This window comes from Pseudomonas sp. L7, from assembly GCF_046605565.1.
Taxonomy (GTDB): domain Bacteria; phylum Pseudomonadota; class Gammaproteobacteria; order Pseudomonadales; family Pseudomonadaceae; genus Aquipseudomonas; species Aquipseudomonas wayambapalatensis.
Window position 1 is genome coordinate 225,432 of sequence record NZ_CP176784.1, and the last position, 15,590, is coordinate 241,021.

The 15,590-nt window shown below is 64.0% G+C and carries 17 protein-coding genes and 1 tRNA gene; 9 read left to right on the forward strand and 9 right to left on the reverse strand.

What is annotated here, in order from left to right; translation table 11 throughout:
- The first annotated feature begins 39 nt into the window (after positions 1–39).
- Positions 40–540: a disulfide bond formation protein B gene (locus ACK3BK_RS01100; protein ID WP_186667382.1), complete on the forward strand. Its 501-nt coding sequence runs from the start codon at positions 40–42 to the stop codon at positions 538–540.
- Positions 541–761: 221 nt separating this feature from the next.
- On the forward strand, positions 762–1,232 hold the full coding sequence (rsd, locus tag ACK3BK_RS01105) for a sigma D regulator (protein ID WP_186667383.1): 471 nt from the start codon (positions 762–764) through the stop codon (positions 1,230–1,232).
- A gap of 9 nt (positions 1,233–1,241) precedes the next feature.
- Here the strand turns inward: rsd and ACK3BK_RS01110 are convergent, their stop codons facing one another.
- Positions 1,242–1,907: an FKBP-type peptidyl-prolyl cis-trans isomerase gene (locus ACK3BK_RS01110; RefSeq protein ID WP_186667384.1), complete on the reverse strand. Its 666-nt coding sequence runs from the start codon at positions 1,905–1,907 to the stop codon at positions 1,242–1,244.
- 225 nt (positions 1,908–2,132) lie between these two features.
- On the opposite strand from ACK3BK_RS01110, the gene ACK3BK_RS01115 reads away from it, so the two are divergent.
- Positions 2,133–3,209, forward strand: a complete 1,077-nt coding sequence (locus tag ACK3BK_RS01115) for an AlgP family protein (protein ID WP_411383584.1) — start codon at positions 2,133–2,135, stop codon at positions 3,207–3,209.
- On the opposite strand, the gene ACK3BK_RS01120 is transcribed toward ACK3BK_RS01115, so the two are convergent.
- Positions 3,185–3,667 (reverse strand): TIGR02444 family protein, encoded by a 483-nt coding sequence (locus tag ACK3BK_RS01120; protein ID WP_411383585.1) that lies wholly within the window; start codon positions 3,665–3,667, stop codon positions 3,185–3,187. The two genes, ACK3BK_RS01115 and ACK3BK_RS01120, sit on opposite strands and share 25 nt — an antisense overlap.
- Before the next feature lie 70 nt (positions 3,668–3,737).
- Between ACK3BK_RS01120 and ACK3BK_RS01125 the strand changes: the two genes are divergently transcribed.
- The 3 genes from ACK3BK_RS01125 to ACK3BK_RS01135 all read left to right on the forward strand — a co-directional run bounded on the left by ACK3BK_RS01125 (position 3,738) and on the right by ACK3BK_RS01135 (position 7,077).
- On the forward strand, positions 3,738–5,648 hold the full coding sequence (locus ACK3BK_RS01125) for an ATP-binding cassette domain-containing protein (RefSeq protein WP_411383586.1): 1,911 nt from the start codon (positions 3,738–3,740) through the stop codon (positions 5,646–5,648).
- Entirely contained in the window at positions 5,648–6,235 is a 588-nt protein-coding gene (locus ACK3BK_RS01130; protein WP_186711059.1) for a mechanosensitive ion channel domain-containing protein, read from the forward strand. Before ACK3BK_RS01125 ends, ACK3BK_RS01130 begins: the two co-directional genes overlap by 1 nt.
- 209 nt (positions 6,236–6,444) lie before the next feature.
- On the forward strand, positions 6,445–7,077 hold the full coding sequence (locus ACK3BK_RS01135; protein WP_054891623.1) for a LysE family transporter: 633 nt from the start codon (positions 6,445–6,447) through the stop codon (positions 7,075–7,077).
- A 30-nt stretch (positions 7,078–7,107) separates the two neighbouring features.
- Here the strand turns inward: ACK3BK_RS01135 and ACK3BK_RS01140 are convergent, their stop codons facing one another.
- Both ACK3BK_RS01140 and ACK3BK_RS01145 read right to left on the reverse strand, forming a co-directional pair.
- Positions 7,108–7,860, reverse strand: a complete 753-nt coding sequence (locus ACK3BK_RS01140) for a slipin family protein (RefSeq protein WP_411383587.1) — start codon at positions 7,858–7,860, stop codon at positions 7,108–7,110.
- Between the two features lie 2 nt (positions 7,861–7,862).
- The gene (locus tag ACK3BK_RS01145; protein ID WP_411384434.1) at positions 7,863–9,212 is read right to left on the reverse strand and encodes an NfeD family protein; all 1,350 of its coding nucleotides are present in this window, start codon (positions 9,210–9,212) and stop codon (positions 7,863–7,865) included.
- 159 nt (positions 9,213–9,371) lie between these two features.
- Between ACK3BK_RS01145 and ACK3BK_RS01150 the strand changes: the two genes are divergently transcribed.
- Both ACK3BK_RS01150 and ACK3BK_RS01155 read left to right on the forward strand, forming a co-directional pair.
- On the forward strand, positions 9,372–9,614 hold the full coding sequence (locus tag ACK3BK_RS01150) for a DUF2789 domain-containing protein (protein ID WP_186667390.1): 243 nt from the start codon (positions 9,372–9,374) through the stop codon (positions 9,612–9,614).
- Positions 9,615–9,684: 70 nt separating this feature from the next.
- Positions 9,685–10,323: an NADH:ubiquinone oxidoreductase subunit N gene (locus ACK3BK_RS01155; protein ID WP_186667391.1), complete on the forward strand. Its 639-nt coding sequence runs from the start codon at positions 9,685–9,687 to the stop codon at positions 10,321–10,323.
- Positions 10,324–10,332: 9 nt separating this feature from the next.
- Here the strand turns inward: ACK3BK_RS01155 and ACK3BK_RS01160 are convergent, their stop codons facing one another.
- From ACK3BK_RS01160 to ACK3BK_RS01180, 5 genes are all read right to left on the reverse strand, one after another.
- Positions 10,333–10,770, reverse strand: a complete 438-nt coding sequence (locus tag ACK3BK_RS01160) for a CBS domain-containing protein (protein ID WP_411383588.1) — start codon at positions 10,768–10,770, stop codon at positions 10,333–10,335.
- A 156-nt stretch (positions 10,771–10,926) separates the two neighbouring features.
- The gene (locus ACK3BK_RS01165) at positions 10,927–12,657 is read right to left on the reverse strand and encodes a dipeptidase (protein ID WP_411383589.1); all 1,731 of its coding nucleotides are present in this window, start codon (positions 12,655–12,657) and stop codon (positions 10,927–10,929) included.
- Positions 12,658–12,813: 156 nt separating this feature from the next.
- Positions 12,814–12,890, reverse strand: a tRNA-Arg gene (locus tag ACK3BK_RS01170).
- 154 nt (positions 12,891–13,044) lie between these two features.
- Positions 13,045–13,290, reverse strand: coding sequence for a DUF3077 domain-containing protein (locus tag ACK3BK_RS01175; protein ID WP_186667394.1), 246 nt, complete (start codon positions 13,288–13,290; stop codon positions 13,045–13,047).
- A gap of 10 nt (positions 13,291–13,300) precedes the next feature.
- Entirely contained in the window at positions 13,301–13,549 is a 249-nt protein-coding gene (locus ACK3BK_RS01180; protein WP_411383590.1) for a hypothetical protein, read from the reverse strand.
- A gap of 560 nt (positions 13,550–14,109) precedes the next feature.
- Here ACK3BK_RS01180 and gabD point away from each other — a divergent pair.
- Positions 14,110–15,552, forward strand: a complete 1,443-nt coding sequence (gene gabD, locus ACK3BK_RS01185; protein ID WP_054891643.1) for an NADP-dependent succinate-semialdehyde dehydrogenase — start codon at positions 14,110–14,112, stop codon at positions 15,550–15,552.
- Positions 15,553–15,590 lie beyond the last annotated feature (38 nt).

Genomic DNA, 15,590 nt, shown 5'->3' on the forward strand with positions numbered 1-15,590 from the left:
TTTCACGCCACTACTGCTCTTCCGGGATTTCCGTCGCTCATGTCGCAGGCTCGCTCGCGCCCTTTGTTCTTTGCAGCCTTCCTCGTCTCGCTCGCCACCTTGGGCGGGGCGATCGTGCTTGAGAACTGGCTTGGCCTGGTTCCGTGCCCCCTTTGCCTGACCCAGCGCCTGCTGTTGGTGTGCTACGCGCTGGTTTGCCTGTGCGCCATGCTGCATGCCCCGGGTGCAGCCGGCACGCGGGTCTATGCGTGGCTGGCAGGTGGTTGTTCCAGTGCCGGTGTCGCCCTTGCGTCACGGCAGGTGTGGCTGCAGGGCGAGTGGCTTGCGATTACCCCCGAACCTTTCGCGCAGACACTTCAGCGCTCCTGGACACAGGCCTTGGAACGTCTGCTGGTCGGCAGCTCCGAATGTGTTTCGATCAGTTGGAGCTTCCTGGACCTCACGCTCCCCGAATGGAGCCTGATGGCCTTCCTGCTGCTCACGGCGCTGCCCTTGTACTGCCTGCTGGCGTATCGTTTCCGCAACCCTGGCGGCAGTTGACCCAGCGCAATTGCGCGACCAATGGTCCTGTGTGTGGGCATCAAACGCTTGTATGAACTTAGTCCTCTGCGTACCTTGATGGTCAGCACGCGCGGGAATAATCTCCCCTGCACGCACATTGAAAACATACGGTTCGATGCCGCTCTGCGGATGTCACCTTTGTGTCGCGCAGTTGTGACGCGAGGTGCAGCGGCATCTGCCCAGCTAGGGATGAGACTGCCATGCTCGATAGTTGCCAGAACGCCCAGGAACGATGGGGCGGGGTTCACAAGCTGATCGACCGTTGGCTGGAGGAGCGTCATGAACTGGTGCAGGCCTTCCGCGCGCTGCGCGATGCCAAGCCAGCCTTCGCCGACAAGGACAAGAACCGCGACTTCTGCGCGATCCTGGTTGACTACGTGTCGGCCTGGCACTTCGAGGTCAGCGAGCAATTGGTCACTGAAGCGAAGGCGTTCGGCGACGAGCAGGCGCTCAAACTGGCCGAGGAAATCAATCCCCGGATCAACGACATCACCCAGATCGCTCTGGCTTTCAATGACCATTGCGAGAAAGGCGAGTGCAAGGATACCGAACGTTTCGCCGACAAGCTCGGCAAGCTGGGCGGCCTGTTGCACGAACGCTTCGAGCTCGAAGACTGCCTGATCGAAGTGCTGCACAACGCGCACAAGGAAGAGGGTGCGGTACAGGCCTGACGGCCTGTCTCAGTCGCCAACTGCCAGCAGTTCGATCTCGAACACCAGCGGGGTATAGGGCGCGATCAGGTCGCCCGCCCCATCGGCGCCATAAGCCTGCGCCGACGGAATCACCAGTCGCCACTTGGCGCCTGCCTTCATGTGTGGCAATGCCACCTGCCATCCTTCGATCACCGAGCCCAGGCTGAACCACTGCGGTTGCTGGCTCTGGTCGAACACCGAGCCGTCCGGCAGCTTGCCGACATACCGAACCTGCACTTTTCCACCCGCCTTGGGTTGCGCGCCGCTGCCGCTGGCCAGCTCGCTGTAGAGCACACCTTCGGGCAGTTCATGTACACCGCTGCGGGCGCGTTCGTTGGCCATGAAGCGTTTTTCCGCGGCCAGCAGCTTGTCGACCTGCGCCTGCTGCGCGGCGGCGTTGGCCTGCTCGTCATGCTGCTGGAGAATCGCCTGCATGCGCGTCTTGTCGATGCGCGGCGGCTGGCCCTGATAGGCCTGGCGCAGCCCCTCTACCAGCGCATCGAGCTGCAGGCCGGGCATCTCCTGGTGCAGGCGTTCGCCAAGGCTTGCGCCCAGGCTGTAGGCCAGGTCCTGGTCATTGGCGGGGGGTGTTTCGGGGGCGGCCAGGGCAGAGGCTGCCAACAGGCTCAAGCCGAGAATCAGATAACGAGGCACGGGCAACTCCTGCGGCGATGAAGGCGAAGTATGCCAGCCTTTGTTGCCGGCCAATGAGTAAATGTCGGCAATCATTTAATCGACTACTACACTTGCACCGAGCTGCAAGATAACAACTTTGCCCAGGCATGCAACGCGGCGCAAACAATACTGTCAACATGCCCTAGCGGCGGTAGCAGCAGAAGCATAGTATGAGCCGCAATCTCGTCAGCCAGGAGGTAAGCCATGTCGGCTAAAAAGAAGCCCGTCAGTACGCCGTTGCATCTGCTCCAGCAACTTTCCGGTAGCCTGCTCGAACATCTGGAAGAGGCTTGCTCGCAAGCGCTGGCGGATGCAGAGAAACTGCTCGCCAAGTTGGAAAAACAACGCGGCAAGGCGCAGGAGAAACTGCACAATGCCCGTCTGAAGTTGCAGGATTCTGCCAAGGCCGGCAAGGCCAAGGCACAAAGCAAGGCCCAGGGGGCTATCGGTGAACTTGAAGCACTGCTCGATTCGCTGAAAGATCGCCAGACTCAGACGCGTACTTATATTCAGCAACTCAAGCGTGATGCCCAGGAGAGCCTGAAACTGGCTCAGGGTGTCGGCAAGGTGCGTGAAGCCGCTGGCAAGGCACTCGGCCTGCGTGCGGCAGCCAAGCCTGCGGCCAAGACTGCTGCAAAACCTGCCACCAAGGTCGCGGCTGCCAAGCCTGCCACCAAGTCTCCTGCTGCCAAGCCCGCCGCCAAGGCACCCGTGAAAACCGCCGCTGCCAAGCCTGCTGCTAAAGCCGCCGCCAAACCTGCCGCTGCCAAGGCACCGGCCAAAGCGGCAGCCGCCAAGCCTGCTGCGAAAACCGCTGCGGCCAAACCTGCTGCGGCCAAGGCCCCGGCCAAGCCAGCAGCCAAAGCAACTGCGGCCAAGCCTGCGACCAAGGCAGCTGCAGCCAAGCCGGTTGCCGCCAAACCAGCAGCCAAACCGGCAGCCGCTAAACCTGCTGCCAAGCCCGCTGCTGCCAAAGCTCCAGCCAAAGCCGCCGCCAAGCCGGTTGCAGCCAAGCCTGCAGCGGCTGCCAAGTCAGCAGCCAAACCAGCAGCCAAGCCAGCGGCAGCCAAACCTGCCGCGAAGCCAGCAGCGGCAAAACCGGCTGCGAAACCTGCAGCCAAACCCGCTTCGAAACCTGCCGCCAAGCCAGCTGCCACCAAGGCTCCTGCCAAGCCTGTCGAAGCCAAGCCCGCAGCTCCTGCTGCCAGCAGCACTCCGGCTTCTCCAGCGCCATCGGCTCCGGCCAGCACCCCGGCTCAGTCGCCGTCTTCGGCGTCCTGAAGCGCTCTGGCCGCGGCGCGCAGCTGATGCAGCGCGTCGTGGTCACGGGCCTGGTCCGGCGCCAGCCGGTCCAGCCAATCGTCGGCGTGTCCATCCGGGCTCGCCGACCACGTTGCGACGCACGTCTGCAAGCGCGCCAGCAAGGTTCGCTCCGCCTCCAGTTCCAACCCTTTCACCTGCTCCCGTAATGCCACCAGGTGCGGATCGCCTTGTGCCTGTGCACGCCACGCCTGACGCAGCGCGCGCAAGGGTGTAACCACCTCTTGCTGCCAGGGGCCGGCCAGTTGCCGCAATGCCTCCACCCGCTGCGCATCAGGGGCGACCCGCCGCGCCTGCAGCCAGGTGCCGCACAACAGCAGGCAGACATCGCCGCCCAGACCCTGCAGGGTCAGGCAGGCATTCTCGACCCCTGGACGGCCGTAGAGGGCCAGGGCGTGGTTCCATAACTCGCTGTGCATGATTCGTCTCGCGCCAATGATCGAGTGGCCTGTGTGGGCCACCCGGAAGCTGATAGACTCCGCGACCATCATGATCAGACTATCCAACCTCACTTTACAGCGTGGTCCTCAGCGCTTGCTAGAAGGCGCCGAGATGACCCTGCACACCGGTCACAAGGCCGGCCTCATCGGCGCCAACGGTGCCGGCAAATCCAGCCTGTTCGCCCTGCTGCGCGGTGAGTTGTCGCCCGACGCCGGCGATTGCCAGATCCCCGCCGATTGGCGCATCGCCCACATGCGCCAGGAGGTCGACACCCTCGATCGCCTGGCGGTGGACTATGTGCTCGACGGCGACCTGCGACTGCGCAAGGTCCAGGCCGACCTGGCCGCTGCCGAGCAGGCCCATGACGGCACGGCGCTGGCGCGTCTGCACAGTGAGCTGGACAGTGCCGACGGCTACACCGCCGACGCCCGCGCCCGCAAGTTGCTGGCAGGGCTGGGCTTCACCGCCGAGCAGATGGACCGCCGCGTCGGCGACTTCTCCGGTGGCTGGCGGATGCGCCTGAACCTGGCCCAGGCACTGATGTGCCCGTCCGACCTGCTGCTGCTCGACGAGCCCACCAACCACCTGGACCTCGACGCGATCCTCTGGCTCGAAGACTGGCTCAAGGGCTATCCGGGCACGCTGCTGCTGATCTCCCACGACCGCGACTTCCTCGATGCCGTGGTCGACCATGTGCTGCATGTCGAACAGCGCAAGCTCAATCTCTACAAGGGCGGCTACAGCGCTTTCGAGCGCACCCGCGCCGAACGTCTGGCGCAGCAGCAGCAGGCCTACGAGAAGCAGCAGGCGCAGCGCGCGCACATGGAAAAGTACATCGCCCGCTTCAAGGCCCAGGCCACCAAGGCCCGCCAGGCGCAGAGCCGGATCAAGGCCCTCGAGCGCATGGAGGAGCTGTCGGCGGCGCATGTCGATTCGCCGTTCGACTTCGTCTTCCGCGAAGCCCACAAGATCTCCAGCCCGCTGCTCGACCTCGCCGAAGGGCGCCTGGGTTATGGCGACAAGACCATCCTCGAGAAGGTCAAGCTGCAGCTCACCCCCGGTGCGCGCATCGGCCTGCTTGGCCCCAATGGTGCCGGCAAGTCCACCCTGATCAAGAACCTGGCCGGCGAACTCGAACCGCTGGCCGGGCGCCTGTCGCGCGGCGAGAACCTCGCTGTCGGCTACTTCGCCCAGCATCAGCTCGACTCGCTGGACGACAAGGCCAGCCCGCTGCTGCACCTGCAGCGCCTGGCCCCGGCCGAGCGCGAGCAGACCCTGCGCGACTTCCTCGGCGGCTTCGACTTCCGTGGTGATCGCATCGACGAGCCGGTGGTCAACTTCTCCGGTGGCGAGAAGGCCCGCCTGGCCCTGGCGCTGATCGCCTGGGAGCGGCCAAACCTGCTGCTGCTCGATGAGCCGACCAACCACCTCGATCTCGAAATGCGCCTGGCCCTGACCATGGCGTTGCAGGAATTCGCTGGTGCCGTGGTGGTCGTGTCCCACGACCGTCACCTGCTCAAGAGCACCACCAACGACTTCCTGCTGGTGGCCGATGGCAAGGTCGACACCTTCGATGGTGACCTGGACGACTACAGCCGCTGGCTGATCGACTACCGCCAGCGCACGGCTCCGGTCAGCAACACGCCGGTCAATCCGGACAAGACCGACAAGAAGGCCCAGCGCCAGGCCGCCGCCGCCCTGCGTCAGCAACTGGCACCGCACAAGAAGGCCGCCGACAAGCTGGAGAGCGAACTGGGCCAGGTGCACACGCAACTGGCCGAGATCGAGACCGCGCTGGGTGACAGTGGCCTCTACGACGCCGCCCGCAAGGATGAACTGCGCGACCTGCTGGCCCGCCAGACCAAACTCAAGCAGCGCGAAGGCGAGCTTGAAGAGGCCTGGATGGAGGCCCTGGAAACGCTGGAAAGCATGCAGGCCGAGCTGGAGGCGCTGTCCTGATGGAGCAGCTGCGCTCGCTGTTGCCCGGGCAATGGATGGATGCATTCTGGCTGGGTTTGCAGATCCTGCTGATCCTGGCGCTGGCCTTCGTGCTGCAGCGCATTGTGGCCCGTACCTTGAGCCGTCTCGGCCAGCGCTACCCGCTGCCGCCGGAGCTGCTGGTGCCGGTGCGCGGCGGTCTGCGCTGGCTGATCATGGGCAGTGCGCTGCTGTTCGTGCTGGAGCGCATGGGAGTGTCGGCCACGGTGCTGTGGACGGCCCTGTCGGGCTTCGTCGCGGTGGCGGCAGTGGCGTTCTTCGCCATCTGGAGCGTGCTGTCGAACTTGTTGTGCGCCGTGCTGATCTTCACCGTCGGGCCGTTTCGCATTGGCGACGTGGTCGAGCTGGTCGATACCCTCGACAAGCCGGGGGTGAAGGGACGGGTGATCGCGATCAACCTGCTGTACACCACGCTGATGGAAACGCCGGAGGCGGGTGGGGCGCTGGTGCAGGTGCCCAACAGCCAGTTCTTCCAGAAGTCGGTGCGGCGTTGGCGCGGGGCTGAGGTGCCGGGCGTCAGCAACGGCACATCGGCCGAGACTGATTGAGCTTCTGCCGGCCCTATCGCGGGCAAGCCCGCTCCTACAGACACCACGCTGACGCTGAATACAGCTGAGGCCTGTGGGAGCGGGCTTGCCCGCGATAGGGCCGGTACAGGCACAAAACAAACCAGGCTCCCGCCACAAATTCCGCTGGTTATTTTTTCACCAAAACCTTAGCTTAACGTTTTGCAACATTCGTTCGAGCGAGGTGTGTGATGTCGATGGAAACCTGGTTGGCCTTCTTTGCCGCGTGCTGGGTCATCAGCCTGTCGCCGGGGGCCGGGGCAATCGCCTCGATGTCCAGCGGCCTGCAATACGGTTTCTGGCGTGGCTACTGGAACGCCCTGGGCCTGCAACTGGGTCTGATCGTGCAGATCGCCATCATCGCCGCCGGTGTCGGCGCGATCCTCGCCGCGTCGGCCACCGCCTTCCAGATCATCAAGTGGTTCGGTGTCGCCTACCTCGTTTACCTGGCGTACCGGCAATGGCGTGCGCTGCCGATGGACATGAGCGAAGAGTCCGCCGTGCGGCCCATCGGCAAGCCACTGAGCCTGGTGTTCCGAGGCTTTCTGGTCAACGTCAGCAACCCCAAGGCGCTGGTGTTCATGCTCGCGGTGCTGCCGCAGTTCATCGACCCGCACCAGCCATTGCTGGCGCAATACCTGGCGATCACCGCCACCATGATCAGTGTCGACATGCTGGTGATGGCGGGTTACACCGGGCTGGCCTCGCGGGTGCTGCGCCTGTTGCGCACGCCGAAACAGCAGAAGCGTCTGAACCGCACGTTCGCCGGCCTGTTCATCGGTGCGGCGACATTCCTCGCGACCCTGCGTCGGGCGCCGATCTGAAACTACGGGGGCGTGGCTGCGCAGCGATCTCTATCGATCCTTGTCCACCAGGCCCTTGAGCAGATCCATCGGCAACGGAAACACGATGGTCGAGCTCTTGTCCCCGGCAATCGACCCCAGCGTCTGCATGTAGCGCAACTGCATCGCCCCCGGCTCCTTGCTGAGCATCTGCGCGGCCTGCATCAACTTTTCCGACGCCTGCAATTCGCCCTCGGCATGGATCACCTTCGCCCGCCGCTCGCGCTCGGCCTCGGCCTGGCGGGCGATGGCGCGGACCATCGACTCGTTGAGGTCGACATGCTTGATCTCGACATTGGCCACCTTGATGCCCCAGGCGTCGGTCTGCGCGTCGAGCACCTGGCGGATATCGAGATTGAGCTGCTCGCGCTCGGCCAGCAGCTCGTCCAGCTCGTGCTTGCCCAGCACCGCGCGCAGTGTGGTCTGGGCCAGTTGGCTGGTGGCGCTTAAAAAGTCTTCCACCTGGATGATCGCCTTCTGCGGATCGAGCACGCGGAAGTACACCACCGCATTGACCTTGACCGAGACGTTGTCGCGGGTGATCACATCCTGCGGTGGCACATCCAGCACCACGGTGCGCAGGTCGACCCGCACCATCTGCTGGATGCCGGGGATCAGGATGATCAGCCCCGGCCCCTTCACCTGCCAGAAGCGGCCGAGCTGGAACACCACCCCGCGCTCGTACTCGCGCAGGATGCGCAGCGCCGACATCAGCAGCAGCGCCAGCAGCACCAGCAAGGTGCCAAATCCGAATTGAACGAACATCTCTACTCTCCTTGCGCCGAGGGCGCACTGGCGCTGACCTCCAGCACCACGCCGCGCCGGGCGATGACCCGCACGTGCTGGCCGGGCTGCAGCGGTGTGGTGCAGCGGGCTTGCCATTGTTCGCCCTGGGCCTGTACCGAGCCGCAGAACGGGTTGTCGAGCGTTACCTGGGTGACGGTCACCAGGCTGCCTACCAGCCCGGCATCGCCGCTGACCAGCGCGCGCCGTCGAGCCTTGACGGCCATGCCCAGCACACCGCCGAGCAGCAGCGCCGACACCGCGGCCAGGGCGACGATCAGCGTCAGCGGAATGCCGAAGCCCGGCGCATCGGTGTCCATCAGGATCACCGCGCCGACCACGAAGGCGACGATGCCGCCGAAGCCGACCACGCCAAAACTGGGCAGGAACGCCTCCGCAACCATGAACGCCACTCCAAGCAGGATCAGCGCTACCCCGGCATAGCTCACCGGCAGCAACTGCAGGGCATAGAGCGCCAGCAGCAGGCAGATACCGCCGACCACACCGCCTACGCCCGAACCCGGGTTCATGAACTCGAACAGCAGCCCGTACACACCAAGCATGATCAGGATCAGCGCTACGCTGGGGTTGGTGATCACGGCCAGCAGGCGGGTGCGCCAGTCCGGCAGGTGCTCGACCACGCGGGCATTGGCGGTCTGCAGCGGGCGGGCTTCGCCAGCGGCGACCAGGGTCTTGCCGTCCAGGCGTTGCAGCAGGCCCGGCAGGTCTGTGGCGACCAGATCGATGACGTTCAGGCGCAAGGCTTCCTCGGCCGACAGGCTGACCGCCTCGCGCACGGCCTTTTCCGCCCAGTCGGCATTGCGCCCGCGCAGTTGCGCAAGCCCCCGGATGTAGGCCGCGGCATCGTTGACCTGCTTGCGCTCCAGGGTGTCCTGCTCAGCGTTGGTGGCGCCAGGCTTTTGCGTACCCTTGTCGCCAGCACCGATCTGTACCGGCGTCGCCGCCCCAAGGTTGGTGCCGGGGGCCATGGCCGCCACATGGCTGGCGTAGAGGATATAGGTCCCGGCGCTGGCGGCCCGTGCACCGCCGGGGGCCACATAGGTGACCACCGGTACGGGGCTGGCGAGGATCGCCTTGACGATCTGGCGCATGGCGATGTCGAGACCGCCCGGGGTATCCATGCGGATCACCACCAGTTGCACCTGCTGCTCCTGTGCCTGGTCGAGCCCGCGCAGCAGGTAGTCGGCGCTGGCCGGGCCGATGGCGTCGTCGATGTCCAGCAGCCAGACGTCCTGACCGGCCGCAGCCTGGCCCGCCCCGGCGACGCCGAGGATCAGCAACAGCCAGAACCTGCGCCAGCAGCGAGCGATCAGCGTGGTCATCTCAGGGCCCTCTTGTTCAAGTCTAGCTGCGCCTGTACGCAGAGGGCCTAAACTTGCCGAGGGCCTGTGGCGCTCATATCGATCGAGTCGTTGCGGCCAGGGCGCGGTCTACCGCAGGCAACCCCTAACCTGTGCAATCGAGGAGGACACATGGACGCACCGATTCACCCCTTCGCCGAGCTGTTCAAGCAACTGGGCCTGGCGGACGATGCCGTGAGCATCGACCAGTTCATCGCCTCGCACTCGCCGCTCAAGAACGAAATCAAGCTGGTGGACGCGCCGTTCTGGAGCGACGCGCAGCGAGCCTTTCTGAAAGAGAGCATCATCGAGGACGCCGATTGGGCCGTGCCGTTCGATCAGCTCAACGAGGCCTTGCGTCGCCCGCGCAAATAAAGCGCCGAGTGGCACCTGATGGTTGATTTCAGCGTTGCTATGCTCAGGAAAACAAAAAGGGGATAGCGCGATGAAAGATCCCTACGCACCAGGCTTCTGGTGCACCGTGACGATCCTGGGCACCCTGACTGCTGGCTACTTCTACGGTATCCGGCACACCCATCAGATGAACCAGGCGGTGCAGTTCCTGTATGCCGCCGCTGCGGTCACCGCGGCGGTGGCGCTCTGCGGCCTGGCGTGGATCGCCTGGCAGCAGTTGCACCTGAACAAGCGTGAAGTGGCTCAGGGCCGAACGCTGGTGGCCATCTGGAACACCAAGGTCGCCCTGCGTCGGGTCGAAACAGTGTTCGACCGCTATTTCTGGGGCAGCTACTGGCATTCGGGGCGTACCTTCGAAGAAGTCATGGGCGAGCTCAAGGGCACGCCACTGGAGCAGTGCCTGGACGCACTCAAGCGCCAGTGCCGCGAGCTGGACCGAGAAGTGCACGATCACCATCACCACTGGCTGGCCAATGCCCGCGACCTGTCGAGCGTGGCCACGGCCATGGCGCGCGAGCGCTACCAGCTCGACCTGTGCGACCCGCAGGGGCGTGACGGCGGCAATACCGCAGTGCTCAATCGTGATCTGGAAGTGCTGGTGTACACCTGGTCGGCGCGTCTGCGCAGTTTCGACCATCAGCTGGACGAACTGGAGCGCGCCTACCACTGAGCCGGCAGCTCATTCGCCGCGGATGTACTGTTCCAGTTGCAGGATCAGGTTGGCCTGTTCGGCAATGGTTTCCTTGACCAGGTCGCCGATCGACAGCAGGCCCAGCAGCTTGCCATGATCGACCACCGGCAGGTGGCGCAGGTGACGGTTGGTCATCAGGTTCATGCAGTACTCGAGATTCTGCTTGGGCTCCACGGTGACCACTGGCGAGCTCATGATCTCGCGCACGGGCGTGGCTGCCGACGAGCGGCCCTTGAGCACCAGCTTGCGCGCATAGTCGCGCTCGCTGACGATGCCTACCACCTGGTCGTTCTCGATCACGGGCAGCGCACCGATGTTCTTTTCTGCCAGCAGCTTCAGCGCGTCGAGCACCGACTCGTCAGGCCCGATGGTGTAGACGGTCTGGTGCTGGGATTTGGTCTTGAGAATCTGTTCGACGTTCTTCATGGGGGCCTCGGGGGTGGAAAAAGCGCTGTCCTGGAATAAATAAAGCATCCGGGACCGCGCTCTGCACGGCAATGCAGGAAACGGCATCGAGGCGATTGAAAAACGTCATTGGTCGAAGCGCACGAGGGCCGGCGGACGGCCCTCGCCGGGATTCGCTCAGAGCTTGGGCATCTGCCCGATGCGCGCGACCATCTCGCTGATCACCTGCAGGTCCAGCATGAACTGCTCCACGGTCTTGAACTCGTTGTCGTTGTGGCCGGTGTACTTCACGCCGGGCATCGACAGGCCGAACTGTACGCCGTTGGGCAGGTCGTGCACCGAGGTGGCGCCAGCAGAGGTGCCGAACTCGTGGGGCAGGCCGAGGTTCTCGGTGGCCACATCCAGCAGCGCCTTGACCCATTCGCCTTCGGGGTTGCGGTACATCGGCTCGTCCAGGGTGTACTCGAAGGCTACCGAGGTGTGGCTGGTGCGTGCCCACTCACCGAGCTTGTCACCCAGTTCGTCCTTGATCGTGTCGATCGGCTTGCCCTTCGGGATGCGCAGGTTCACCGCCAGCTTCAGGGCTTTCTGGTCCAGGCCGACGTAGGTCAGCGAGGCGGTCAGCGGCCCCATGAAATCGTCCTTGAAGCCGACGCCCAGTTTGCTGCCCAGGTAGTCCAGCCCCCAGTTGTCGGCGGCGTAGCGGGCAGCATCGGTGATGTGGTTGTGCTTGAGCGGCACGCGGTCGCCCAAGCCGTTGAGGAAGTCGAGCATGCGTGCCACCGGGTTGACCCCCGACTGTGGCGAGGAGGAGTGCGCGGAGACGCCGGTCACGGTCAGGATCACCTGCTTGCCGGAGACAACGGCGTCGATCTTGAAGTCCTTGCCATTGGCCTTGCGGTACAGCTCGCCGGCCTGCTTCAGGCGTCGGGCCAGGTCGGCCGGATGGTCGCCGATCAGCGTCGCCACCGAGGTGGTGGGAATCTGGTTGGTCGCCAGGCCGCCGGTGAGGTTGATCACCTCGGCGCCCTTGCCTTTACCCGCGCGCTTGCTGAAGCTGGCCATGACGGTGCCGTAGCCCTTCTCGGCGATCACCACCGGGTAGCCACCGTCCAGCGCCAGGTTGTAGTCCGGCGTGGCGTTGCGGGCGAAGTAGTAGGGAATGGCGTCGCCGGAGGTTTCCTCGGTGGTGTCCACCAGCAGCTTGAACTGACGCGCCAGTGGCAGCTTCTCGTCCTTGGCGACCTTCAGGGCGTACAGCGCGACGACGATGCCGTTCTTGTCGTCCTCGGTGCCGCGGCCGTACATGCGATCACCCACCAGAGTGACCTTGAACGGGTCGAGGCGCGTGCCGTCTTCGAGTTTCCAGTTGGCCGGATTGACCGGCACCACGTCGGCGTGGGCATGGATGCCGATCACTTCCTTGCCTTCGCCGAGGGTGATCTCGTAGACGCGGTTGTCGATGTTGCGGAACTCAAGGCCGAAGTCTTCTGCCAGCGCCTTGATCTTGTCGGCAATCTTGTGGAACTCGGGGTTCTCGTGTTGTGGCAGGCCCTCGACCTGGAAGGTCGGGATTTCCACCAGCTCGCGCAGCGTCTGGGTGGCAGCCTTGCTGTACTTGATGCGGGTATACAGGCCCAACAGGCGGTTGATCTCGTTCTGCTGCTCGGCGGCGAGCGGTTTGCCGGCGAGGTAGGCCTTCAGGGTTTCGTCGAGCTTGTCGACCTTGGCCAGTTCGCTGTTGGCCAGCTTGTCGATGAACTGCTTGAAGTCGGCCGGGTCGGTGCCGTCGTAGGCCTTGAGGATGGCGGCGGACTGTTGCGGGCTGAGGTTGGCGTGGGCGGGAACGGCGAACAGCGCAAGGCTGGCCAGCATCAGGGAGACGGCAGAAAGCTTGGGCAAGGGCATGGGTAAACGCATTCCTTCGCGAAGGGTTTAAAAGGGATGTCCATTGGTAGGAAACATGCCCACGCTAACACCAATGGGCGGTGTCGGGGGAGGGGCGAGGCGCGACCCGGCGCACAAACGAAAAAGCCCCGGGAGATTTCCCAGGGCTTTCGGAGATGGCGCACTCGGCGGGATTCGAACCCACGACCCCTGCCTTCGGAGGGCAGTACTCTATCCAGCTGAGCTACGAGTGCAACGCGGCGCAATGATACCCATCTGCGTCGATGGCGTCCATCGCCTTGATCTGTGGCTGTTTTTCCCGGGGTTTTGGACCTGTGGTGACCTTTTCGCGGGCAAGTCTGTGGGAGCGGGCTTGCCCGCGAAGAGGTCACCACAGTACTGAATGGCTCAATGCACGCTGTTGCGCGCTATCTCCAGATCATTCATCAACCCCTTGGCCAGGGCGCTGAGGTAGTGCAGCGCCGTTACTGCGGCAGGGCGCGCTTCTTCCTGGTCGCTCAGGTCACGGATGCAGCCGAGCACGACCGAGACTTCCTCCAGCACCCGTTCCAGCGGCACGCCGGGCTGCACCCTGAACATGTCCAGGAATGTGGCGATGCCGGCGGTGGTGTAGTGGTTCGATTGATCGTTCATGGACATTCCCTCAGATCTGGTTCAAGGCATGTTCAACCAGTGCCCGCGCGGTTTCGGCGCTTTGGGCAGCGTTGGCCAGCATGTTCAGGCCGGGCGCTCCGGCGCGGGCGCGGCAGTGTTCGTCGAGGGTTTCGGCAACGCCGAGCAACAGTGCGCTGGCGTGGACCAGGGCATCGGGGGCGATCATGTCGGTGTGGATGGAGAAGGCGGGGTTGGTGATGAGTGTGAGGTGGGGTGGGTCGGGAACGAGTTTTTTCATGGCTACAGCTCCTGAACGGCAGTGAAGCTGCCTGTCATCGCTGCTAAACGAATGGAGGCAGCTGTACGCGGGTTAGCAGACCGGCAAGTCAGGCACCCGGCGCACCCGAAGGTGCCCCGCGCACAGCCACCACAAGGTGAGCGCTTGAGCCTGAGAATGATGGGCTGCTAAACCCGATCGTTGATTTGGCAACGACCGGGCGAGCCTAGATCCCGTCACAGGCCGCTCGCAATGGCTTGAGTGCGGCAAAAGTGTCTTTGGGAAATGGACTACGCGCAATGGGGAAAATCTGATGTAGGCCGAGGTGGAGGGCACCGGCTTTGCCCGCGAAGAGGCCAGCCCCGTTTCCAAAGACCATTCGTTCTTTTTTTCGAACAGCCTATTGTCCAAACACCCAGCACCCGCTTAGCATTCGTTTGAGATTTCAAACGCTCAATACCCAATATTGAACACTTGGCTCGTTTGGGTGCCAGAATTCCTGACGGCAGCCCCACCAGGGGCGCCTTTCAACAATCAACAAGACGTTCCGTGCCAGCGCGGCGCGGTCAAGGGAAGCCGACATGCAGCTCAAAGACGCTCAGTTGTTCCGCCAGCAAGCCTTCATCAACGGTGAATGGCTGGATGCGGACAGCGGTCAGACCATCAAGGTGACCAACCCGGCCACCGGCGAAGTCATCGGCACCGTGCCGAAGATGGGGGCTGCGGAAACCCGCCGCGCCATCGAAGCCGCCGACAAGGCCCTGCCGGCCTGGCGTGCCCTGACCGCCAAGGAGCGTTCGAACAAGCTGCGCCGCTGGTTCGAGCTGATGATCGAGAACCAGGACGACCTGGCTCGCCTGATGACCACCGAACAGGGCAAGCCGCTGGCCGAAGCCAAGGGCGAAATCGCCTACGCCGCCTCGTTCATCGAGTGGTTCGCCGAGGAAGCCAAGCGCGTCTATGGCGACACCATCCCGGGCCACCAGCCAGACAAGCGCCTGATCGTCATCAAGCAGCCGATCGGTGTCACCGCGGCCATCACCCCGTGGAACTTCCCGGCGGCGATGATCACCCGTAAAGCCGGCCCGGCCCTGGCCGCTGGCTGCACCATGGTGCTCAAGCCTGCTTCGCAGACCCCTTACTCCGCCCTGGCCCTGGTCGAGCTGGCCACCCGCGCCGGCATCCCGGCTGGCGTGCTGAGCGTTGTTACCGGCAGCGCTGGTGAAGTCGGCGGCGAGCTGACTGGCAACTCCCTGGTACGCAAGCTGTCGTTCACCGGCTCGACCGAAATCGGTCGCCAGCTGATGGAAGAATGCGCCAAGGACATCAAGAAAGTATCCCTGGAGCTGGGCGGCAACGCTCCGTTCATCGTGTTCGACGACGCCGACCTGGACAAGGCGGTCGAGGGCGCGATCATCTCCAAGTACCGCAACAACGGCCAGACCTGCGTCTGCGCCAACCGCATCTACGTGCAGGACGGCGTCTACGACGCGTTCGCCGAGAAGCTCAAGGCTGCCGTTGGCAAGCTGAAGATCGGTAACGGCCTGGAAGAAGGCACCACCACTGGCCCGCTGATCGACAACAAGGCGGTCGCCAAGGTCCAGGAACACATCGAGGACGCCGTCTCCAAGGGCGCCAAGGTGCTGTCCGGTGGCAAGCTGATCGAAGGTAACTTCTTCGAGCCGACCATCCTGGTCGACGTACCGAAGACTGCCGCCGTCGCCAAGGAAGAGACCTTCGGCCCGCTGGCGCCGCTGTTCCGCTTCAAGGACGAGGCCGAAGTCATCGCCATGTCCAACGACACCGAGTTCGGCCTGGCCTCGTACTTCTATGCCCGCGACATGAGCCGCGTGTTCCGCGTCGCCGAGGCCCTGGAATACGGCATGGTCGGTATCAACACCGGCCTGATCTCCAACGAAGTCGCGCCGTTCGGCGGTATCAAGGCCTCGGGCCTGGGCCGCGAAGGTTCCAAGTACGGCATCGAGGACTACCTCGAAATCAAATACCTGTGCATCAGCGTCTGATGCGCTAAGGGCTTTACCTCTGCCAGCGGGGCGCGAGA